At 46.3% G+C, this 23,021-nt stretch carries 22 protein-coding genes; 9 read left to right on the top strand and 13 right to left on the bottom strand.

What is annotated here, in order from left to right; all coding sequences use genetic code 11:
- Positions 1 to 57: 57 nt before the first annotated feature.
- The 7 genes from erpA to AO382_RS03575 all read right to left on the bottom strand — a co-directional run bounded on the left by erpA (position 58) and on the right by AO382_RS03575 (position 7,117).
- Positions 58 to 390: an iron-sulfur cluster insertion protein ErpA gene (erpA, locus tag AO382_RS03605; protein ID WP_064618263.1), complete on the bottom strand. Its 333-nt coding sequence runs from the start codon at positions 388 to 390 to the stop codon at positions 58 to 60.
- A gap of 146 nt (positions 391 to 536) precedes the next feature.
- Positions 537 to 1,397: an ABC transporter ATP-binding protein gene (locus tag AO382_RS03600; protein ID WP_064618261.1), complete on the bottom strand. Its 861-nt coding sequence runs from the start codon at positions 1,395 to 1,397 to the stop codon at positions 537 to 539.
- Positions 1,387 to 2,271: a nitrate ABC transporter permease gene (gene ntrB, locus AO382_RS03595; RefSeq protein ID WP_064606437.1), complete on the bottom strand. Its 885-nt coding sequence runs from the start codon at positions 2,269 to 2,271 to the stop codon at positions 1,387 to 1,389. The genes AO382_RS03600 and ntrB overlap by 11 nt, the downstream gene beginning before the upstream one ends.
- On the bottom strand, positions 2,261 to 3,676 hold the full coding sequence (locus tag AO382_RS03590) for a CmpA/NrtA family ABC transporter substrate-binding protein (protein WP_064618259.1): 1,416 nt from the start codon (positions 3,674 to 3,676) through the stop codon (positions 2,261 to 2,263). Before AO382_RS03590 ends, ntrB begins: the two co-directional genes overlap by 11 nt.
- An 82-nt stretch (positions 3,677 to 3,758) precedes the next feature.
- Positions 3,759 to 5,147, bottom strand: a complete 1,389-nt coding sequence (locus tag AO382_RS03585; RefSeq protein ID WP_064618258.1) for an FAD-dependent oxidoreductase — start codon at positions 5,145 to 5,147, stop codon at positions 3,759 to 3,761.
- A complete protein-coding gene (locus AO382_RS03580; protein ID WP_064618257.1) occupies positions 5,144 to 6,316 on the bottom strand; it encodes an acyl-CoA dehydrogenase family protein in 1,173 nt (390 codons plus the stop codon). The genes AO382_RS03585 and AO382_RS03580 overlap by 4 nt, the downstream gene beginning before the upstream one ends.
- Positions 6,317 to 6,571: 255 nt before the next feature.
- Entirely contained in the window at positions 6,572 to 7,117 is a 546-nt protein-coding gene (locus tag AO382_RS03575) for a carboxymuconolactone decarboxylase family protein (RefSeq protein ID WP_064602318.1), read from the bottom strand.
- A 218-nt stretch (positions 7,118 to 7,335) separates the two neighbouring features.
- Here AO382_RS03575 and AO382_RS03570 point away from each other — a divergent pair, with 218 nt between their 5' ends.
- From AO382_RS03570 to AO382_RS03550, 5 genes are all read left to right on the top strand, one after another.
- Entirely contained in the window at positions 7,336 to 9,285 is a 1,950-nt protein-coding gene (locus tag AO382_RS03570) for an ATP-binding cassette domain-containing protein (protein WP_064618255.1), read from the top strand.
- A gap of 6 nt (positions 9,286 to 9,291) precedes the next feature.
- The gene (locus tag AO382_RS03565; RefSeq protein ID WP_064618254.1) at positions 9,292 to 10,131 is read left to right on the top strand and encodes a J domain-containing protein; all 840 of its coding nucleotides are present in this window, start codon (positions 9,292 to 9,294) and stop codon (positions 10,129 to 10,131) included.
- Between the two features lie 84 nt (positions 10,132 to 10,215).
- Positions 10,216 to 11,193, top strand: a complete 978-nt coding sequence (locus AO382_RS03560) for a YheT family hydrolase (protein ID WP_064618251.1) — start codon at positions 10,216 to 10,218, stop codon at positions 11,191 to 11,193.
- A gap of 6 nt (positions 11,194 to 11,199) precedes the next feature.
- On the top strand, positions 11,200 to 12,309 hold the full coding sequence (locus AO382_RS03555; RefSeq protein ID WP_064618249.1) for a metallophosphoesterase: 1,110 nt from the start codon (positions 11,200 to 11,202) through the stop codon (positions 12,307 to 12,309).
- A 94-nt stretch (positions 12,310 to 12,403) separates the two neighbouring features.
- Positions 12,404 to 13,258, top strand: coding sequence for an alpha/beta fold hydrolase (locus tag AO382_RS03550; protein ID WP_115346484.1), 855 nt, complete (start codon positions 12,404 to 12,406; stop codon positions 13,256 to 13,258).
- A 117-nt stretch (positions 13,259 to 13,375) separates the two neighbouring features.
- Here the strand turns inward: AO382_RS03550 and dapB are convergent, their stop codons facing one another.
- The 6 genes from dapB to AO382_RS03520 form a co-directional block, all read right to left on the bottom strand.
- Positions 13,376 to 14,173: a 4-hydroxy-tetrahydrodipicolinate reductase gene (dapB, locus tag AO382_RS03545; RefSeq protein WP_064618243.1), complete on the bottom strand. Its 798-nt coding sequence runs from the start codon at positions 14,171 to 14,173 to the stop codon at positions 13,376 to 13,378.
- Positions 14,174 to 14,217: 44 nt separating this feature from the next.
- On the bottom strand, positions 14,218 to 15,411 hold the full coding sequence (locus AO382_RS03540; protein ID WP_064618241.1) for a PLP-dependent transferase: 1,194 nt from the start codon (positions 15,409 to 15,411) through the stop codon (positions 14,218 to 14,220).
- Between the two features lie 143 nt (positions 15,412 to 15,554).
- The gene (locus tag AO382_RS03535) at positions 15,555 to 16,502 is read right to left on the bottom strand and encodes a bile acid:sodium symporter family protein (protein ID WP_064618239.1); all 948 of its coding nucleotides are present in this window, start codon (positions 16,500 to 16,502) and stop codon (positions 15,555 to 15,557) included.
- A 156-nt stretch (positions 16,503 to 16,658) separates the two neighbouring features.
- Positions 16,659 to 17,816: a molecular chaperone DnaJ gene (gene dnaJ, locus AO382_RS03530; protein ID WP_064618237.1), complete on the bottom strand. Its 1,158-nt coding sequence runs from the start codon at positions 17,814 to 17,816 to the stop codon at positions 16,659 to 16,661.
- A gap of 210 nt (positions 17,817 to 18,026) precedes the next feature.
- A complete protein-coding gene (locus AO382_RS03525) occupies positions 18,027 to 19,016 on the bottom strand; it encodes a thioredoxin fold domain-containing protein (protein WP_115346485.1) in 990 nt (329 codons plus the stop codon).
- A gap of 19 nt (positions 19,017 to 19,035) precedes the next feature.
- Positions 19,036 to 19,740: a pseudouridine synthase gene (locus AO382_RS03520; RefSeq protein WP_064618233.1), complete on the bottom strand. Its 705-nt coding sequence runs from the start codon at positions 19,738 to 19,740 to the stop codon at positions 19,036 to 19,038.
- Between the two features lie 162 nt (positions 19,741 to 19,902).
- Between AO382_RS03520 and AO382_RS03515 the strand changes: the two genes are divergently transcribed.
- From AO382_RS03515 to rraA, 4 genes are all read left to right on the top strand, one after another.
- Positions 19,903 to 20,493 (top strand): YigZ family protein, encoded by a 591-nt coding sequence (locus AO382_RS03515; protein WP_064618317.1) that lies wholly within the window; start codon positions 19,903 to 19,905, stop codon positions 20,491 to 20,493.
- 414 nt (positions 20,494 to 20,907) lie between these two features.
- Positions 20,908 to 21,234, top strand: coding sequence for a TraR/DksA family transcriptional regulator (locus AO382_RS03510; protein ID WP_049238037.1), 327 nt, complete (start codon positions 20,908 to 20,910; stop codon positions 21,232 to 21,234).
- Entirely contained in the window at positions 21,234 to 22,130 is an 897-nt protein-coding gene (locus tag AO382_RS03505) for a pseudouridine synthase (protein WP_064618231.1), read from the top strand. Before AO382_RS03510 ends, AO382_RS03505 begins: the two co-directional genes overlap by 1 nt.
- Positions 22,131 to 22,282: 152 nt before the next feature.
- Positions 22,283 to 22,786, top strand: a complete 504-nt coding sequence (rraA, locus tag AO382_RS03500; protein WP_064618229.1) for a ribonuclease E activity regulator RraA — start codon at positions 22,283 to 22,285, stop codon at positions 22,784 to 22,786.
- The last annotated feature ends 235 nt before the right edge of the window (positions 22,787 to 23,021 follow it).

Genomic DNA, 23,021 nt, shown 5'->3' with positions numbered 1-23,021 from the left:
CAAGCTTGCAGTCGTGCCACCAAAAAGATGGCACAGTGACTGATGGCTGTCAAGTGACTAGATAGAAAATGATGAGCCACAGCCGCAAGTCGTGGTCGCACTTGGGTTATTGACAATAAAGCGAGAGCCTTCTAAGCCTTCGGTGTAGTCAATGGTTGAGCCGACCAAATATTGATAGCTTAAAGAATCCACGACCAAAACCTCTGAACCATTATCAAAAGTGGCATCATCATCGCCCAATTCTTCGGCAAAATCAAACCCATAGCTAAACCCCGAACAGCCGCCGCCCGTCACATAGACACGCAACATCAAGGCGTCGTTGCCTTCGGTGTGTTTGAGTTTGGCGAGCTTGGCAGCTGCTTTATCTGTGAGGGTAAGACCTGTATTCATATGAACCTTATCAAGTAAAAAGAGTGTCTATTTAAATAAGACCAACTGATGATTATACAAGGTTTTAAGGGTAAAAATAAACCTTAATTAATAAATTCTGTCAAAGTTGCTGAGCGATCAAAGCCCATGGCTAGTCAAATCATGATTTACAGCCCATCCCATTCGGCATGATTAAAATTAATCACTTTGGGTCTTTTGGGACGCTCAGGCGACTGCTGTAATGCCCGACTGCGATGCACCAAAAAATCAAGCAAATGATTGCGGATTTTGTAGTATTGATGATGGTGATGGATACTATCACGATGGCGTGGCTTGGGAATGGTATTTTCAACAATTTCTGCCAAAAATGCCCGTGGACCATTGCTCATCAAAAAAATGCGATCAGCAAGTAAAATCGCCTCATCAATGTCATGGGTAATCATAAATACCGTCTGATGGGTGTCTGCCACAATATTGACAAGCTCATCTTGGATGACACCGCGGGTGAGCGCATCAAGCGCCCCAAAAGGCTCATCCATCAGCAAAAGCTCAGGTTTTGTCGCAAAAGCGCGCGCAATGCCCACACGCTGCTTCATACCGCCTGATAATTGGCTTGGTTTTTTGTCTTTGACTTTGGCAAGCCCAACCATACCCAAATAAAAGTCGATTTGACGGTTTGTCTCGGCGACAGATAAATTTGGGGTTTTGGCTTTGAGTGCAAAACCGATGTTCTCACCGACCGTAAGCCAAGGCAGTAGCGCATGACTTTGGAACACCACACCACGCTCAAGTGACGGTTGGGTAACTGGCTTATCATATATCAAAATCTCGCCAAAGCTTGCTGCCTCAAGCCCTGCTAAGGCATTTAAGATGGTGGACTTACCGCAGCCTGAATGACCGATAAGGCAGATGAATTCGTTTTTTTGGATATTAAAATTCACATTTTCAAAAATATTTTCGCCATCACCGTAGCGTTTGGTGAGTGCATTAACCTGAATGAGTGGCGAAGCGGTTTGATTATTCAACATAACTCACCTTTTTTTGTAATATTGCAAATAACATATCCAAAATCATGCCCATAAGACCAATGAGTAGCACCGCAAAAATCACATTGGCAAGCGATAAATTATTCCACTGATTCCATACAAAATAGCCAATCCCTGTGCCACCGACAAGCATCTCGGCTGCCACAATCACAAGCCAAGCAATCCCCATGGAGATACGCATGCCTGTGACGATGGTGGGAGCTGCGGCAGGGATGACAATTTTGGTGGCAGTCTTGAAGGGTGATAGTTCAAGCGTCTTGGCGACATTACGCCACTCTCGGCGTACCGATGCCACGCCAAAGGCTGTGTTGGTAAGCATTGGCCAAATAGAACAAATAAAAATCACAAAAATGCTTGATGCGTTAGAATCTTTAATCGTATAAAGGGCAATCGGCATCCATGCCAATGGTGAGATGGGCTTTAAAATCTGAACAAAAGGCGTGGCGGCACTGCCAAGCACAGGTGACATACCGATGGCATAACCCAAAGGAATCGCCACAATCATCGCCAAGAAAAATCCAAGCAACACACGCCCAATGGAGTAACCAAGCTGTATGCCAATGCCTTTATCATTCAAGCCCTTGTCATAAAATGGGTCAGAGATATGCACCCATGCAGTCTTGGCAAATTCTGTTGGGCTTGGAAATTCGCTTTTTTGGATGGCGACAATCGCCCCAGGCTTGGTAAATTCAGGTATATCACCCATTAAAATACGATACTCTAGACGCAAAGGATCGGTGGGTGCGGTGATTTGCTTGGGCAAGGTGGCGGCGTGCCAAATGCCAATCACACTCAAGACAATAAGCAGTGATAATAGATAACCTTTGGCTTTGGTCGATAAAGATTTATACGCCATGTAATCTCCCTGTGGATTTGTGTCCGATGGCAAATGAGTCTAAATACGCATCAGGATCGGTAGCATCAAATTCTTTACCCATCACGGTAATTTTTGGCTCATCGTCTTTGACAGTGTAGCCCATGGCTTGCATTTGTTTTTTGGCATCGGTGAGCATAAATACTTGATTTGCGATATCTTGATAATTGATGTTGCCAGTTACATAACCCCATCGCTTCATCTGGGTCATCATCCAAGCCGCTACCGAGTGCCACGGCATCACATCAAAGCCCATGCGATCAGGCACATCTTGGATGGTGTCCACACCATCAGCAAAACGCCCCATGATAGATTGGCGTAGCACCAATTCAGGCTGATTAAGATAATTGGCAGGTGAGAGCAGTTTGGATAAGTCTTTACGAATACTTGGTTTATTTGCCATCACATTGGCTTTAATGATGGCACGATACATCGCCAAAAAAGTTTGGGGATAATCATTAATAAAACTTTGAGATGTCCCAAACGAGCAGCATGGGTGACCATTCCAAATGTCTCGGCTTAGGGTGTGGATATAGCCCGCCTTATCCCAAACCGCACGCTGATTGAACGGCTCAGGACCAAAAAACCCATCAATATTGCCTGCCTTGAGATTGGCAATCATATCAGGTGGCGTCGTTAAACGCAGTTTGACATCTTTATCGGGATCTAGCCCATGCTCGGCTAAAAAGTAGCGTAGCAGATAATTATGAATACTGTGCTCAAACGGAATGGCAAACGCCATGCCTTTCCAGTTTTTTGGATTGCGGTTATTTTTATGCTTAAGCGCCATAACGAGTGCTTGACCGTTCGTGTTTTGTATGGCGGCAACTTTCATATTCTGCTTGGCTGAACCAAGTCCAAGATTGATGGCAATCGGCATCGGTGCCAAAAAATGTGCAGCGTCCAGCTCTCGGTTCATCATTTGGTCTCTGACCAACGCCCAGCCTGCCCGTTTTAATAAATTGGCTTTGATGCCTTGTTCTGCATAATAGCCAAGTGGATCTGCCATAATCAGCGGCGTTGCACATAAAATGGGTAAAAAGCCAATATCCACCGACTTTTTTTCAGGCTTAAGCGTGTCAATGGCGGCAGCCTCTTGGAGCGTTGCGATGGGCAAAACACTGGCAATCGCTGCCAAAGCAGTTGTCTTACCGACAGTTTTAAAAAACGCACGACGGGTCGGCTCATCTGGAAACAACGCTTTGATTGCCACCGCTTCAATAAAATCGGTATTGGTATGCTCAATACGGCTGTGATCAGAGACGCATTCAAAGCGATCATCCAAAGGCAGCTTGTCATCACACTCGCTTTGGCTGCGATGGTTGCCACAGCGGCAACCAAAATTGAGCGGCTTGTCAGTATCGTCGGGGCGAAAAATATTTGACATGATAAAATATCAACTTATAAGACAATCAAGCGACACGCCACTTTTGATGATTCTTGAGCGGCAGATGTGCTTAATTTGATGTTTAATTGGCTTGGGGCGATGTTTTCATTTCAATTTTGGCGGAGATGACGCCGTCGCTACTTTGGGTGAGTATCAACTTGTCATTGGTATTTTCTTGTACTTGCCAGTCTTTGGCTTGATCGATTTCACCAGTTGCCGAAACGATGATGGATTTGGTTTTTAGGCGTATTAAGGGCGACTTGTGTTGATAGCCTGCGTGTGCCATATCGCTGATGTGATGTGCGATGGCGGCAGCTTGTTCACGCAAGGGGGCAACAAATCGGCACGGCTTATCATTAATGGCGATACAGTCGCCGATGGCATAGATGGCAGGGTGAGAGGTTTGTAGCGTCTTTGGGTTGACCACGATACCGCAGCGAATGTACTCAATGCCTGCACCTTTGGCAAGGCGATTATCCAATATAAGACCTGTGCTTGCGATAATCTCATCAGCGTAGAGACTTTGATTATTATAAGTAATCACATAGCCGTCATCTTGGGGTCTGATGTCTGTGATGTGAGCATCGCCAATATAATCAATACCAATCCCTGTCAGTGCATCACGCAGGCGTTCACCACCAATGGTGGGTAAAATCTCCGCCATCGGCAGGCTGTCACGGTTGATCAATGTAACTTGATGACCTGCTTTGGCGATGTCTTCAGCAATCTCTGTACCGATCATGCCCGCACCGACGATAGTGATGTGTTGATTGGGTTTGGCGATGAGTTTTTCTTGCAGCTTGGCAAACATATCAATGTGATTGACACGCCATACATATTCAGCAGGCAGGCTTGGCGGCAGCATTGGGGTCGCCCCTGTTGCTAGGATTAATTTTTGATAGCTAAAATTACCACGCGTGGTACGCACGATACGCTCATTAGTATCAATGCTTAGCACAAATGTTTGGGCAACCAAAGTCACATTTAAAGCCTGTGCTAAGTCGACAGCTTTTTTGGTGATGAGTGTTTCAGGTGTTTTGTTTTGGCTGATGGCGATGGAGAGCTGTGGCTTCATATAACGATCACCTGAATCGCTTGTGATTAAGGTGATGGGTAAGTTTTCATTGAGCTTTCTTAACGCTTCGATGGCTGTCCATCCTGCCGTGCCGCCGCCGATGACGATGACACCAGTCTCGCTGTGGTGACCAATTAGGGGGGCGATAACTTCGTCTCGGCTGACAAATGGCTCAAAATCTCGCTTGGTGACGCCGCACAACGGACACTCCCAATCTTCAGGAATATCCTCAAAACGCGTGCCAGCAGGTAATCCGCCATCAGGGTCGCCCAATTTTTCATCATAAATCCAGCCGCACGCACGACATAAAAATTGCTTCCAAGCACCACGACCATCGGTAGGATTACCGTTTGAGTCCATGTTTGATTTGGCTGAATTTGAAAGTGTATCGCTCATTTTGGAGATTTCTCGGTCAGTAGTTGGTGGGATAAGTAGCGTAAATGCTTGATGGCAGGTGTGACAATCGCCACGAAGTGCGCTTCACGAATACGCCTTTGTGGATTAGCGCTCATCAGATAGCCTTTAGCGCCTTGATGCAGTAGTGATGCTTGGGTGGCTTGTAGTGACAGCTCAGCACCTTGGATGCGAGTGTCTAGCACTTCTAAGAAAAAGTCTTTGTGTGTTTCAAAAGGTGTCTTGGCAAGCGCCAAAGTACGCTCAATCAAAGCATCAAGCTGTGTTTGTAGTGCGCCTGCTTGGTCTTCTAAAAATTGATTGACATGCCCAAGCTGAGCCTCTACCGCAGTGATGTCATGAATTGCCCCTTGGATAATGCCAGCACCGATACCCAGTTGCATGAGTACAAATGCCCCACGCACACGCTCAATAAAGGGCTTGGCAGGGTCAGCGATTAAGCTGTCATCAGGAACAAAGTAATCCGTTAAGGCGATTTGCCAAGTGCTTGACCCTTCCATACCGCTAAAGGTCGGGCAAGGGTTTAGCTGCCAGTTGCCTTTGCGTGCTTCATCAAATGATAATAAGAAAAAAATGTCTTTATCAGTCTGACCGCCGTGCTCGACGCTAGCGATTGCACCGCAATATTGATTGGGTGCAATGTGGCTTATCCACGGTAGCGTGCCTGACACCACATAGCCACCATTGACACGCTGTGCGCGTAGAATCATCGATTCAATATTAGCAAAGGTTTTCATGGGATTGGACAGTGCTGTCCCCCCAAAGCTTTCACCCAATGCGTGGCGGTGTAGGATATCGGATTTTAAGGCGTGATTGTCTGACTGGTCAAGATACAAAGCACAGACCTGATGACACCATGACAAAAACCCTGTCGTACCGCAAGTTTCAGAGATTTTTGCGGTCGCAAGAATGGCGTCACCAAAACGACCACCTTGTGCTGACAGATGTGTCGAAAAAGCCCCCAGTTTTGCCAATTGACTCATCTCAGCAGTGGGGTAATAGCCTTTATCGATGGCGATGGGGTCAAGCAGCTGCTTTGACGCTTGTGCAATATTGTCCAGTAAACCGCTGTCTTGCCAAAGCTGAATTGGCTCAAAGGCAGCATTGATAGGAGCTTGGCTATCATGATAAAAAGTGTGCAAGTGATTCATGTCTTTCTCAAACGATAAAATGACCAAAAAATGCGTGAATGATTAGATTGTAATCACAAAGTTTATCATTTTCTTATTCTAAATTAGAATAAATATAAGCCAAAATAATACATAGGCAGCAAAGTCATGCAGTATGGTGGCTGGCAGGATTTTTTGCTTGTGTGTCTAAAAAATTGCTTCAGGCGAACACCTGAAGCAATGAATTTTAGCGATTCATAAAAGCAGCAAAACTGATACAGTCAAGCTGATTAAATCTTAGGGTGCAAATGCTTGTAGCTCAGGGTTGATGTCAGTTTGGGCGACATTATTGGCGTAGTTACATAAAGTTGCCAATGCCACACCCATGACCACATCTAGGATATTTTGGTCGCTATAGCCAACTGCCTTAACAGCAGCAAGCTCATCATCAGAAACCTTACCACGGCGGTCAATTAGCTGCATGGTAAACTGTGCTAGGGCTTGATATTTTTCATTGTCTTCGATGGCGGTGCGACCACGCAAAGCGTTTAGCACATTTTCAGGCATCTGAAGTTTGGTGCCAGCTTTGGTGTGACCTGCCACACAAAAATCACAGCCATTATGAGCAGCAGCGGTAATTTGTACTACTTCAATTTCTTCAGCGGTTAGGCTGTTACGGCTGTTCATTTTGCCCACTTCTTGATACATCTCAAGTGCTTGGGGTGAATTTGCCAAAACACCGATAAGATTTGGGATAAAGCCATTGGCTTTTTGAACCATGCTAACGCGTTCTTTGGCTTTGTCTGAGGCAGATTCGGCGGTGTGTACAGTTAAGCGTGCCATATTTTTCCTTGTTTATTTTAAAGTTATCATAAAATCGTTCATCATCATAAAAACACAATCAAAGCTATTGATTTCAATGAAAGCTAAACAGCATATGATAAAAACCATTATTCTGATTATGTGTGATGATAATGTTAATATAGGTGCTCTGAGTAATTTTTACAAGAGTAATTAACAAAATATGCTAAAATGATTAAAATTTTATATGATGAATTGTAATGATAGAATTTAAAAATGTTGCGGTGCGTCGAGAAGGGCGGCTGTTATTCAGCGATGTTAATTTTCAGCTGCATAAGGGTCAAAAAATTGGCTTGACGGGCAATAATGGCACAGGAAAATCCACACTATTTGCCACCATTTTGGGTACACACAATACAGATGTCGGCAGTATTAGCTTGCCTGAGTCATGGCAGATTGCTCATATGGCACAAGAGGTCAGTGCAACAGCGATGAGTGCGATGGACTATGTGCTGTCAGGCGATGAAGAATGGTGGCAACTCAATTGGCAAATCAACCATCAAACCAGCTTAACTGATGGTCAAATTGCACCAATGTATCAGCGTTTTGAAGAAATTGATGGCTATCGTACACCTGCCAAAGCGGCGATGATCTTGGCAGGACTTGGCTTTGGTGAAGCTGACCACAGCAAGCAAGTATCCATGTTCTCAGGGGGTTGGCGTATGAGGCTTAATTTGGCTCGGACACTAATGCACCGAGCTGATGTGTTATTGCTTGACGAACCAACCAACCATCTGGATTTGGATGCCATTTTTTGGCTTGAAGAGTGGTTATTAAAATTTGAGGGACTTATTTTATTAATCAGCCATGACCAAGCCTTTTTAGATACAGTGTGCGGACATATTTTGCACATCGAGCAAGGACAAATCACGCTGTATACGGGTAATTATAGCCAATTTATTCGTACACGAGCTGAAAGGCTTGCCCAAGAACAACAAGCCTTTGAAAAGCAACAAGCCGTGCGTGCTCATCTTGAGGATTATATTCGTAGGTTTCGTGCCAAAGCCACCAAGGCCAAACAAGCCCAAAGCCGCATTAAGCAGCTTGACCGTATGGCGCAGCTGTCGCCTGTGATGGCAGACAATGGCTTTAGTTTTCGTTTTTATGAACCGCAACACATGGCATCACCGCTGATTTATTTGGATAATGCCACCATTGGCTATGATGGCATACCAATGCTAACAAAGATCAATCTACGCATCACCCCAGATGTACGATTGGGGATTTTGGGTGCCAATGGTGCAGGTAAATCGACACTCATCAAAGCATTGGTGGGCGAGTTGCCACTCATTGATGGTATCTACAAAGCCTCTGAGACATTACAGCTTGGCTATTTTAATCAGCATCAGATGGATAGCCTAGATGACGATGCCACACCCATGATAATGCTAAGGCGTCTGTCAGGTCAGACATCTGATGCCAATTTGCGTGCCTTTTTGGGTGGTTTTGGCTTTCAAGGTGAACGCATCGATACCCAAAGCCGCTTATTTTCAGGGGGTGAGCGTGCCAGATTAATGCTTGCACTGCTTGTTTGGCAAAGACCTAATGTGCTGATACTTGATGAACCAACCAACCATCTGGATCTACAGATGCGAAATGCACTTATGTTGGCATTGCAAGATTTTGCTGGGGCATTGATTTTGGTATCGCACGATCGAGATTTGGTTATGTCGGTGTGTGATGAGTTATTGTTGGTCTTTGATGGTCGTGCCACTGAGTTTGTGGGGGATATGGCAGACTATGCTGAGCATCTACGCCAAGCCAAAAAAGCACATCAAGCCAATCAAAAGATGGACAAATCCATTCATCAACAATCTACAAATACGGCAACTGGTCAAGAGATGTGCTTGCATGACAGCCTAAGTAAAGAAGATAGGCGTAAGAAAAATGCCCAAATCCGTGAACAAACAGCACCGCTAAGAAAGCAAATCGCTAAGCTTGAGGAGCAGCTTGGCAAACTGAGCGATACATTGGTGATTTTAGAAAATGAGTTGTCTGATGCTCGTCTGTACGAAGATGATTATAAGTCAGAATTATTGGACAAACTCAATCATCAAAACACACTAAAATCACAAATTGATGACATCGAAGAGCAGCTTTTGGTGGCAATGACTGAGCTTGAGGCACTAGAAGAGGCACTGTCAGGATAAGAATATATGAAAACTGTGTATCGCCAAGATTATTATCGCTTACTTGGCGTGGCTGATGATGCCGATACTGCCACTATTAAGCGTGCTTATCGCCAACACATCGCGCGTCATCACCCTGACCGTCAGGCGGATTCAGATGAGAATGTGGTGCATCAGCTAAACACCGCCTATGCCATCTTAAAAGATGACAAAGTACGCCGTCAGTACGACAGGCAGCTGCCACGCATTCGCCAAAAGCAGTGGTTATGGCAGCAGCGTGCCAAATTTTATGAGGTCAAGCAGGGGTTTGGTTATATTGCCAATACAGCTTTGGTGAATCTTGGGAAGCAACAATTTAATCGCCTCATCGTTGATGCACATCATACCAAACACATGGCACAAATAACGCAGCGAGCAGCCGTGCACCTTGGGCGTATCTGGCAGCGATTGATTGATGTATCTGCTAAGCTTGGCTATGATACAAGCTGCACGATCGGCTTACATACGGTATACGAAGGTGGCGAGATATTAATTCATTGGCAGGGCAAACGCTTTAAGGCGGTCTTGCCAGCGGGGCTTAGTCATGGTGATATCATTACCGTGCAGTGTCATGGGTCGCCTGTGCGTCTTAGAATCCAAACCAAGCCTGTGAATATTTATGTTAAAGGTCTGGATATCAATTATGTGATTTTTTTAAGCCCTAAGCAAGCAGCAAATGGCGATACTGTTGTGCTACCAAAGCCCATTGGTCTGACACTTACGATTCCACCAAATGGCAAATATCCGACAAAGATTATGCTATCAAACCAAGGACTTCGGCAGATGGCAAATACAGGAGATATGATTGTGCATCTAAATATCACCTAAACCTTCTTGCTGTATGATGGCATAATTTATTACTATTAATTAATCATTATTAAACTGATAATTTATATATTCTGTGAGTATTTTATGACTGTACAATTTTCAAAAACTGATTTTTTGCCACCGCTTTGGCTTAGAAATGCACACTTACAGACCATTTTACCACGCTATATCGCCAAAAACACGCCTGATTATCATCGCACGCTACTCAAAGACTCACTGGCACAAAGTGATGTTGCGTTTGATTATGTGATGGCTGATGATCAAAAAGGGGCTGATGGCAGATATATCACGCCCATTGTGGTGCTGTTTCATGGTATGGAAGGCTCAAGCCAAAGTCATTATGCACGCACATTGGCAAGTCATATCCATGCCAAAGGGTGGCATTTTGTGGTGGCGCATTTTCGCTCTTGTGGTGGCGTGGCGGTATCGGGCAAAGTGTTTTATAATGCTGGAGATACGGCTGAATTGGCACATTATTTGCAAGTTTTACAGCAGCAATTTACCACAATTTATGCCATCGGTGTATCACTTGGCGGCAATGCCTTGGCAAAATATATGGGCGAGTATGGGTCGGACGCCATTGCAAATCGTGCTGTGGTTGTCTCTGCACCTGTGGATTTGGCAAGTGCATCTATTGCCATGGAACGCCTGCTTGGTCGGTATATTTATACGCCTTATCTACTCAATCCCATCATCAAAAAAGCGTTAGATAATCGGCTAAGTCGTGAGGAGATTACAGCACTTAAGTCTGCTAAGCGTATGGCTGATTTTGATAATGCATTCACCGCACCTCGTCATGGTTTTCGCTCAAAAAATGACTACTATCGGCAAGCTTCTGCATTACCTTATCTACGCCACATTCAGCGACCAACCTTAATCATTACCGCCAAAGATGATCCATTTTTGGGCGTAACAGCAGAGCCTACCGATGTATCGGCAGATGTGCTACTGCTGGATACTCGCTATGGTGGACATATTGGTTTTGTTGATTATGATTATCAAAAAAGACAGTTTGATTTGGGATTTATACCACGCACGACGCTTGATTTTTTTGGTTTTTGATAAGGAATGATGATACGAATTTTATTTTTAACGACCATTGTCATTTTATTGCAGGTCTTTACCTATATTGCCGCGCGTGGCTTGGGGTGGTGGCTACCTTTATCACCCAAGCGATGTCGCCGCTTGATGATTGCTTGTTTTGTGATTGGTAATCTGTTTTTGGTGGGGCTGTTTGTTGGGGCGTTTCGCCTGACGCTTGGTTATTTGTCAATTTTGTGGGTATTGATGATGGCGATGGCGGTGGGTTTGGGCGTGTATTGCCTGCTCAAGGCACTAAAAAAACCTGCCGATCGCCCCACAAAAATCATCACGCCACTGGTGTTCATTGGACTGATACTGTCAGGGATTTATCATGCTTACACCCCGACGGTCAAATATCTATCCTTGACTTTGGATAAGCCTATGCCAACTGATGTGCGCATTGCGCTGGTGAGTGATTTGCATCTGGGGGCGATGGTGGGCAGTCGGCAGCTTGATAAGCTTGCCAAATTGCTCACAGATGAGCATGTCGATGTGCTGCTGATGCCTGGCGATATCATGGATGATGATATCATTTATTACCACCAAGAAGGCATGGAGAGCCATTTTGCTGATGTGGTAGCCAGCGCCCCGGCGGCGGTGTCATCTTTGGGTAATCATGACATTTATCGTGCGCACGCCCAAGATGCCATCATCCAAGCCATACAGCAAGCAGGCTCGATCCTACTGGATGATAAAGTGACGACCATCACCATCTCAAAAGGGGGTCTAAGCACGCCTTTGACCATCATCGGGCGCATCGACGATCATGATAAAAGCAGGGCAACAACGGCAGAGTTGGTGGCGATGGCAGATGTCAGCCATCCTGTGATTTTGCTCGATCATCGCCCAAGTCAGCTTGAGACCAATAGCCGCTTGCCGATTGATTTGCAGCTTTCGGGGCATACGCACCGAGGACAGGTGTTCCCTGCCAATTTGATTGCCAATGCCATCAATCGCATTGGATATGGTTATGACAAAGTGGGCGATATGCACGCAGTGGTGACATCAGGCTACGGGTTTTGGGGCGTGCCGCTTAGAATCGGCTCTCAAGCTGAGATTTGGATCATTGACTTATCAGGTCAATCATCGCCCTAGATTTTAATAAATAACTTGTCATAATAAACTGACTGGATGGATTAACCTTGGTGAATCAATGGATTGATGGATCAGCAGACGGATGGAAAAAATAATGCAAAAGATCACATTTACTGCCAAAGATGGCTATACTTTGGGTGGCACGTTTTTTAATCGATCAGGGGGCTTAACCCAACCCTATCCTGTGCTGATCGCCTCTGCCACAGGCATTAAGCAAGGGTTTTATTATGCTTTTGCTGAGCATCTGAGCACCCAAGGCTATGATGTGCTTTGCTTTGATTTTCGGGGTATTGGCGCATCTTTACACGGTGCGCTTAAGGACAGTCAGGCAAGCATTGACGATTGGGGCGTATATGATTTGCCTGCAGCGATTGATCAGCTGACCGATATGACTGATGCCGAGCAGGTCGCGATCATCGGACACAGTGCTGGCGCGCTTTTTTTGGGCGTTGCGCATAATCATCACAAAGTGGCGCGCTTGATCAGTGTCGCAGGCTCAACAGGCTATGTGCCTAAGCTTGGCGGACGCACCAAACTTTTGGCGCCTTTGATGTTTGAGGTGCTGTTTCGGGTGTCAAGTCGCACGCTTGGCTATGGCGCCACCAAAATCATCGGCATGGGCGAAAACTTACCCAAAAATGTCGCTCGCCAATGGCGCGAGTTTTGTAATACCGGTCAATACATCAAATATTCTATCGGCAGAACCATCTTTGATGACTATCATGACAAGATCAGCTGCCCGATCCATGCCTTTTATGCCACGGATGATGAGATTGCGACGCGTGAGAATGTGTATGATTTTTTTGCCTTATATCCGCATGCTCAAGTACACTATCATGAACTTCATCCTGCCGACTATGGTTTTGATGAGATCGGTCATATGAATATATTTAGACGCTCTTATCAGACGCTATGGCCGCTGCTGATTGATGCACTCAGTGAAGACTGACAGATAGGCTAAGTTAAGCACTCGTGCTCATGCTGCCACTGCCATCAGTCAAACAAAAAGCCAAGAAATTCTTGGCTTTTTTATTACCTACAAATTAGGTAAATCTGGTTTTTATACCTATTTAAGTCCTAAGACATCTTGCATGTCATACAGACCCGCAGGCTGATCTGCTGCCCACAGTGCAGCTCTTACCGCGCCTGTGGCAAATGTGGCGCGGCTTTGTGCCTTGTGGGTGATTTCGATGATTTCACCATCCATGATAAATTCCACAGTGTGTTCACCGACAATTTCGCCGCCGCGCACAGCATGGAAGCCGATATCGCCTGCTTGGCGCTTGGCGGCACCTTCACGACCATAGACGGCAGTATTATTCAGCGTTTGTCCGCGTGCTTCGGCGACAGCGCGCGCCATCATCAAGGCAGTGCCTGATGGCGCATCGATTTTGTGCTTATGGTGGTGCTCGATGATCTCGACATCGGCATCTAGCCCCAGTACGCGTGCGGTAGTGGCAAGCAAATTAAGCGACAGATTGACACCAGTTGAGTAGTTGCCTGCATAGACGATGGCAATGTGTTTGGCGGCGTCCTTGAGCTTAGCTTCTTGGTCATCACTAAGACCTGTCACGCCCATCACGAGCGGAATTTTGTGCGTAACGCACTGATCGAGTACGTCATCCAAAGCTTCGGGCAAACTAAAATCAATCATCGCCCCCAAGCCTGCAGCATCCAGTGTGGAGAGTGTGATGCCTGATTTATCGGTACCAATAAACTCACCAGCATCCACACCGATCAAGCTTGAGATGCTGCGCACATAAGCCCCGCCAAGCTCAGTTTTTGGGTGGGTTATTGCTGCTTCGATGAGCATTCGCCCCATACGCCCTGATGCTCCCATGATGCCAATTTTAAGCTTACTCATAACGATGTCCTTGTTTGGATGATAATTAATTGATTATAGCAAGGTTATTTTGATTTTTCATCATAATTTAAGCTGCCTAAAGCTGTCTTGATGTCATCGATCAAATCCTTGGGCGCTTCAAGCCCAACACAAAACCGCACCACATAGCGACCTTGTAGATGCAAGCTTGGCAGAGTGCGCATCTTAGTCAGATCGTACAGCATGACTAAGCTTGTTGCACTGCCCCAACTAAAGCCCAATTTAAATATCTTAAGAGCATCACAAAAACGGCAAACATCCGCCCAAGCGTAGCGCTCATCAAAGACCACGCTCACCAAGCCTGCCGATAACCCAGTTGGGCAGTTTTGTTGCCAAAAGTGGTGACCCAAAGTATCAGGATTGGCAGGATGAAGCACTTGGGCAAAAGCAGGCTCATCTTTTAGGTGTGCCAAAAGCTCAATGGCGCTTTTGCTTTGTGTTGCGTAGCGTAAGGCTAAGGTGGGTAGGCTACGATAAACACGCGCACAGTCATCACCTGAGATGCTAAAGCCTAAGAGGGCATGCATACGCAGCAGCTGCTTGTGCAGAGCCTCATCTTGGGTCACGATGCTGCCCATTAAGACATCACCGCCACCGCTGGGATATTTGGTCAATGCATGAACACAAATATCCACAGACGCGCCATCAAGATCAAATGGCGAATAAGCCAGTCCCGCGCCCCAAGTGCTGTCCAAAGCGATGCAGACATGATGCTCTTTGGCGATCTTGATCAGTCCTTGTAAGTCAGGAAATTCAAGCGTCACAGACCCCGCCGCCTCAAGCCATATCAGCTTACAAGCAGGCGTAGGCTGAAAGCTTTTGGCATCCAGTGGGTCGTATATTTTGATCACCACGCCGTAGCGTTTTTGAAGTTCGCGTAGATGCTCAAGATTTGGGCTGTACATATTTTCAGTGACCCATACCTCATCACCTTGTCCAAGCAGTGCTGTGTTCACCAATACGATGGCAGCAAGACCGCTGGGCGCTAAAAGCGCATGATTACCGCCCTCAAGCCTTGCCATCTGATCCGCCAGTAGATAAGTCGTGGGCGTGCCATGTGTGCCATAGCTATAATCATAGCGATCACTCCAGTGTCTTTGAAACAGCGCCTGAGTATTATCAAAGATGATCGTTGATGCGCGGTACACAGGTGGCTGTAGGCTGTTGATTTGTATGGGTGCTAGACGGGGATCGTGAATGAGCTGAGTGTGTTTGTCCATGGATAAGCCTTTATACAGATTAATCATTAGATTCAGCGATTGTAAAGGCTGCGAGTGGTGCTGTCAAATGCCAAACCAAAGCATTATTTTTATCACCAAAAAGCCCCGAGCGTGTCGGGGCGGCTTATCGAGTTTTAATAAGTTTATTTGGAGGCTTTATCATCATGCATGCGACTAAAAATCATCGCTAAGATGGGTCCAGAAATATTATGCCAAAAGCTAAAAATCGCGCTTGGCACCGCAATAAATGGATTCATCTTAAAGTGCACGGCAGCCAGTGCTGCGCCCAAGCCTGAATTTTGCATGCCCACTTCAATGGCGATTGCCTTACTGTCGTGGATGGGCAGCCTAAAGATTTTGGCGGCAGCATAGCCCACCAAATAGCCAAATCCATTATGCAGCGCCACCACAAAAAAGATAAACAAACCAGACTCAATGATGCGATCCTTACTCACTGCTACGACTGCCGCGACGATGAGCACGATCGCGATGACAGAGATCAAAGGCATGGTTTGGTTCACTCTTTGGACTTTTTGCTTGAATACCGAGCGGATGATAAGCCCAATAAAAACTGGCAAAAGCACCATTTTTAGTACAGAAACAAACATACCGCCTGCATCGACTTGTAGCCATTGACTGGCAAATAAATAAAACACAGCTGGCGTTAAAACGGGCGCTAAAAGTGTCGAGAGTGTCGTACAAGCAACCGATAAAGCGGTATTGCCCTTAGCAAGAAATGTCATGACATTTGACGAGGTGCCGCCCGGGCAGCAGCCGACCAAGATCACACCGATCGCCAAGTCAGGCGGCAGCCTAAATGCCTGCACCAACAAAAAGGCAATCACAGGCATCACGACATATTGAGCGATGACGCCGATTATTACCGCTTTGGGATTTTTGGTGACTTCTCCAAAGTCCTTGAAAGTCAAGGTCAAGCCCATACCCAGCATGACGATGCCAAGCAGATAAGGAATCCACGGCACAAACTGCTTAAACACATCAGGAAACTGCGCAGCAATCAGCGCAAAAACCACCACCCAAACGGCAAATGTCCTATTGACAAAGTTGGTGAGTTTTAATAAGCCATCCATCAAACATGCTCCAAATATTACAGCTTATATACAAAAAGTTTGGTTTAAATATTTTTTGAATAATAAATGTTATGAATCAGGTTGTCAAATTTAGCTTATTAAATATCATGCATAAAAAAGCCCCGAATGATCGGAGCTTTGGTAGATTACCAGGATTTAGTCAAATAAGTCTTTGACATCGTCTTTGATTTTATCAAAAAATCCTTTTTTCTTAGACTCACTGCTGTTTTCGGTGCTGAGCGTGCCTTGGAGCTGACGCAGCAGGTCTTTTTGTTCGCCCGTCAAATTCACTGGGGTTTGGACGACGATACGGCAAATTAAATCGCCTTGCATACGCCCTTGAACGGTCGTAACGCCTTTACCTCGTACACGCAGAAGTTTGCCTGATTGTGTCCCTTCAGCGACTTTAATTTTAACTTTACCATCCAAAGTTGGGATTTCGATTTCATCACCCAGCGCCGCTGACACCATCGAAATCGGCACATCCATATGTAGATCTGCACCATTTCTGGTGAAAGTTTCGTGCGGTTTTACGCGCACTTCGACATACAGATCGCCATTTGACATCCCTTGGTCGCCTGCCTCGCCTTTGCCAGCCAAGCGTACGCGGTCGCCATCATCCACGCCAGCAGGGATAGACACTTCAAGCGTTTGCTGCTTCATTTTTTTGCCTTCGCCGTGGCAGTCAGGACAAGGGTTTTTGATCTGTTTGCCTGTACCATGACAGTCCGGACAGGTCTGCTGCATCACAAAGAATCCTTGCTGCATACGCACTTGACCTTGACCATGACAGGTGCCACAAGTCACGATGTCGCTGTCCTTGACCGCGCCTTTGCCATGGCAGGTATCACAAGTGACGCTGGTTTGGTAAGTGATTTGTTTTTTGCAGCCCTTGACCGCTTCTTCGAGCGTTAGGGTGATGTTGTACAATAAATTGGCGCCTTGACGAGCCTGTCTGCGTGAGCTGCCACCCCCAAAACCGCCAAAGCCTGCACCACCGCCAAACGCCTGACCAAAGATGTCGCCAAAGATGTCATTAAAATCACCCCCGCTAAAACCACCGCCGCCAAAGCCGCCTGCGCCCATGCCTTGCTCATAGGCATCATGTCCCATGCGATCATAGGTGGCGCGCTTTTCAGCATCGCTCAGCGTTTCGTATGCCTTGGTGGCTTCCTTGAGCTTTTCTTCGGCTTCAGGATTATCGGGGTTGCGGTCAGGGTGATATTTCATCGCAATTTTCCGAAACGCCTTTTTAATTTCTTTTTCGTCGGCGGAGCGATCAACACCCAAAATGCTATAAAAATCTTTACTCATGTCAACATCCATAAAAAATACAAAAATATGCCTAAATATGGAGTTGCCAAGCCGATTTATCAAGCTGTAACATTAAAAAAAGCACAAAATCCCATCAATTGCCATCACATCAACCACTACAGCCGCAAAACGGCATCAGGATGTTTCACATGAAACATCCTAACTATTACTTAGGTCACCAAAGCTAATAAAGCTGCCGCCGAGCATGGATTACTCAAGCGATAAAAATTCGTAAATTTCATGGTTGGTCAAATCACCCATAAACAGCCTGCCTTGGGCATCAAAAACGGCAGGTGTCCCCATGATGGCAAGTGGTAGCGCTTGCTTTTGGGCAGTAAAAAGCGTGCTTTGGCTGTTTTGGCAAGCAGGGCGAGCGCTTAAAGTCATGCCTTTCATGGCGGCGGATAATAAGACGGCGCGCTTGGCATTATTTTGCTCGCACCAAATTTGCTGCATGGGTTTCAAAGACTCATCATAGATGGGGTAGCCGATGATTTTGACCGTGATGCCGCGGATATTAAGCTCATCGATGCGCTCGTGTAACACTTTACAATATGGGCAGTTGATATCACTGGCGATATACAGCACGGATTTTTGTGCAGTTTTGGCAGGGTAGATGGTCAGATGCGTATCGTTTAGTGTGCTAAAGACATGGCGATTTTTCGCTGCTTCGAACACGGGGCTGTGCTCAATGAACTGACCATTTTTTAGGCTCGCCATCGCACCATCCATCAGATACCGCCCATCGCCAGTGATCAAAAATGTGGTGTCGCCCATGCCTGAGATACCCCAAAGCACCCCTTGGATGCCAGTATGATAAAAGGCGGCGTCCTGCATGTCGTTCATGGCGCTCATGTTGTTTAATAAAGCGCTGCGGTGCTCGTCGCTGATGGGTGTGCCCATGGCAAGGGGCTTTTGGATACGATGATCAATGGGCGTGATGGGGCTTGGGTTGGGACTTGGCGTGCCTTGAATGACATAGTCTAGCCCATCGCTGATCAGCAGATGATTACCATCTGCCAAAGTGATCTGATGAAAGCCTAAGGCAGGGCTTGGCTCGATGGCAATGATCGGCGTTGTCAATCCTAAGTGGGTAAGCTTTGATCTGATGGCGTCATGGGCATCAGGCGTGTTGGCAGATGTGCTTAAGCTTAAGGGTAAACTGAACACCAAAGCCAACACATAAACAATCAGTTTCATAAAAATCTTATAGTAATTCTTAAAATTGAGCGATCTCATCGGCAGTCAAGAAGCGGCATTCGCCCATCTCAAGCCCATCTAGGCAGATATCGCCAATACTTGCGCGGTGCAGTTTGATGACTTTATTACCAAAATATGCCATCATGCGCTTAACTTGATGATATTTACCTTCGGTGAGAATGAGCACCGCGTGCGTTCCATCAATGAACGACAGCTCAGCAGGACGAGTTTTTTCGGTTTCGCCTTCTAACAAGATACCATTTGCCACTTGCTTGATGGCGTGCGCTTGGGCATCTGCATCCATCGGATCAGCAAGCGTTATCTCATAGCGCTTGGGCTGATGGCGCTTGGGACTGGTAACGCGGTGTAGCCACGCCCCATCATCTGACAGCAGCAGCGCGCCTGTGGTGTCCACATCAAGTCGCCCCGCGATACGAAGCGCCGCCACTTCAGGCACCGCGATCAAATCAGTGACGATCGGATATTCTTTGGGCTTGAGCGTGCACTCAAAACCATCAGGCTTATACAATAAAATATAGCGATTGCCATCAGCGACGCTTAACGGCTCACCTGCCCACAGCACTTCATCATTTGTCAAATCAATGTGATGGCTTGAGTCTTTGATGATGACATCATTGACGGTAATCTCGCCGGCATGGAGCACTTTTTTGGCGTCTTTACGAGACAGCTCCGTGGCTTTACTCAAAAATTTATCCAAACGCATAATCAGTCTCAGAAATTATTCCTACAAATTGCCCCAATTTTAGCACAGTTTGCTTGGGTGATTTGTAGTTTTGATGTTGCGTGGGATGGCTTGATGATGTACAAAATTGTGCAAATTGCCAAAATGTGGGACAATGACCCCATTCATCATGGAAAATATAAAGTGACTTATCAAACCCCAAGCGCCCCTTGTGAAGCGCTGTATGAAATCAAAAAAAGCGAATTTTTGGCTTTTGCTTACCCGATTAGCACGCGCGAGTCGGCGATGGCATATGTGCAGCAGCTGCGTGCTCGCTATCCTGATGCGCGTCACCACTGCTATGGCTACATTCTAGGCGATCCGCATAACACCACCAGTGCAGGCTTTGATGATGATGGCGAGCCCAATGGAACGGCAGGCAGACCGATTTTAGCTGTGCTGCAGCACAAAGGCATCGGCAACTGCATCATCATCGTGGTACGCTATTTTGGGGGTATCAAGCTTGGGGCGGGTGGGCTGACGCGCGCTTATGCGACCGCTGCACAGATGGCAGTAGATGCCATGACGCTTGAAACATTCTTACCCAAAGCGTCGATCAAGCTTCAGACCACATTTGCGCACGAAGCACAGCTTCGCTATCTGATCGCCAAAGCCGGTGGCGAGATTTTGCAGGTTGATTATGATGCCAATGTCCGCATCACCGCTGAGCTTGAAAGTGGTGCTTTGGCGGCTTTTGTGGAGAGTCTGGGGGTCTATGCGACGGTTGAAGACTAGGATTTAGCCTTAGAAATTTAGGAAATCAAGGCACACATAGCAAAAACCACAAGCCGAAACTTGTGGTTTTTTAGTGCAATCATTGCATATTTCCCTATGGTCGTCCTTCTAACAGCCATGCTATCCGTCGCAGTGGTACTTACCTGTACCCATTTCCTGTGCTGTTGAGTGTATTATGCCAAAGCTGACTATACAAAAATAGTGGCAAATGTCATCAATCCATGTAAGAAATATCTTACAAACCACAGTGATAAAAATTGGTCTCATTGGCTTTGATAAAGCATAATTCAAACGCTACCACGCAATGCTGAACCCACTCAAATAAAAACGATAAAGAGCATAAATCGCTATTGCCTTTTTTGAATAATTCATGAATAATGAAAATAAACAAAACTCTAAAAAACAGGAGGCATTATGCAAAATATCGACACTTATAAAGACGCCTTATTAACCCTAAAAGCAGAATACCAAGCGCGCATTGATAAAATCAGTGACCACATCGCTCACCCCCAAGATCAGATGCAGCAGCACTGGGACGACCAAGCCGTCGCCGCCAGTCGTGATGAGATGCGTAAGGCGCTCTTGATCGAAGCTGAACAAGGTTTAGTGTACGTCAATGCCGCACTGCGCCGCATCGAAGAAGGCGAATATGGCACCTGTGTCGAATGTGGTGAGCTGATCAATGAAAATCGCCTAAAAGCGGTGCCTTATACGGCATACTGTATCGAACACGCGCGCTGATGATGCGCGATGGCGTCTCACCAAGCCAGCTATATTTGCCAAAGAGTGCCGCTCAGCCTGCGACCATTTTTGAGTATGTGTATTCAAAGTTTCCACATGTTGGCTTGGCTGTTTGGCAAGCCAGATTTGAAGATGGCTTGGTCACTGACTCCCAAGGTATCGCCCTTAGGATAGATAGTCCGTATCGGTATGGCGAGACCATCAGCTATTATCGGCACCTGCCTGATGAGACGGTGGTGCCTTTTGAGCATCATATCATTTATGAAAATCAAGATCTCATGGTGGTGGATAAGCCGCATTTTTTGACGGTGGCGCCAGCAGGGCGCTATGTCCAGCAGACGCTCTTGACTCGCCTAAAGCGTATAACAGCCAATGGCGATCTGTCGCCTGTGCATCGTCTAGATCGAGAGACGGCAGGGCTGATACTATTTACCAAGACCAGCGGCGCGCGCCGGCTGTATCAGTCGCTGTTTGCCACACAGCAGATCACTAAGGTGTATCATGCCATCGCGCCCATGACGCAGGCGTACCGATTTCCTCTGGCGATGGAGTTACATCTTGAGCGCGGTGAGCCTTTTTATACCATGGCGGTGGGTAAAGATGCGCCAAACACGCGCACCGATATGGATGTTTTGGCGGTCAGTGAAGATGGCAAATGGGCAAAATATGAGCTAAAACCAACAACGGGCAAGCTGCATCAGCTGAGAGTGCATCTGAATTATTTGGGTATACCTATCGCTCATGACAGCTATTATCCTTCTGTGGTGCATCGCGCAGAAGATGACTTTGATCACCCTTTGCAGCTGCTTGCCAAGCGTCTGTCATTCACCGATCCGATCACTCATGAGCTGATGTCATTTGAATCAAGCTTTGAGTTGGATTTTTCCAAAGTTTAATTTTAAAGGCATTGCCAAGCGCATGGATCTTAGTGCGGTAGGTTATGCCATCCAGTCAAAGTTGGTTTGACAAACAATTTGTGCACAGTTATAGTGTGATCAATCACAATTTTGATCAAGTTTAATCAACTCAACTCAGCAAAGGAGTGTCTATGACGACCGATTTTATTACCTGTGATTTATTGGACGATCATAGCGATCAAGCCATCAGCGTGGTGAGCCCATCGATTGATGGTAAAAGCTTTCGTAATTTTGGCGGTCATCACAGCTTTGGCGGTCAAGTGGTGACGGTGAAGTGTTTTGAGGATAATTCTAGGGTCAAGGAGCTGCTCGCCACCGAAGGCAAGGGGCGCGTGCTTGTTGTAGATGGCGGTGCATCGATGCGCTGCGCTTTACTCGGCGATATGATTGCTGAATCGGCAGTTAAGCATGGCTGGGCGGGTGTGATCGTTTATGGCTGTGTGCGTGATGTCGATCAGATGTCAAAGATGCCGCTGGGTGTCCAAGCGCTTGCCAGTATTCCCCAAAAATCAACCAGAAAAGGCGTCGGTGAGACAGGGCTTACGATCAGCTTTGGCGGTGTGGTCATTCATGAAGGTGATTATATTTATGCTGATAATAACGGCATCATCGTCAGTGGCGAGCCATTAATCTAACCTTATATCATCAGCTCAGTAAGGCGCAGACATCACCTGCGCTTTTTTATTGGTCAAGTAAGCGGTTGACTGCTTGGCTTTGGTAGGAATATACTCAATGCACATCAATTTGTAATAGTACCGCAACAAATTCTGACTTTATGATAAAAAAGTGGTATAGTAGATCAGTTTTGTAAGTCTTGACTTGCGCTTGAACCGTTCATGATATGCTTCTAAATGAGATTTGCTGACTGTC

The organism is Moraxella catarrhalis, assembly GCF_001656295.1.
GTDB classification, from domain to species: Bacteria; Pseudomonadota; Gammaproteobacteria; order Pseudomonadales; family Moraxellaceae; genus Moraxella; species Moraxella veridica.
This window is presented reverse-complemented; position numbering and strand designations above follow the sequence as displayed.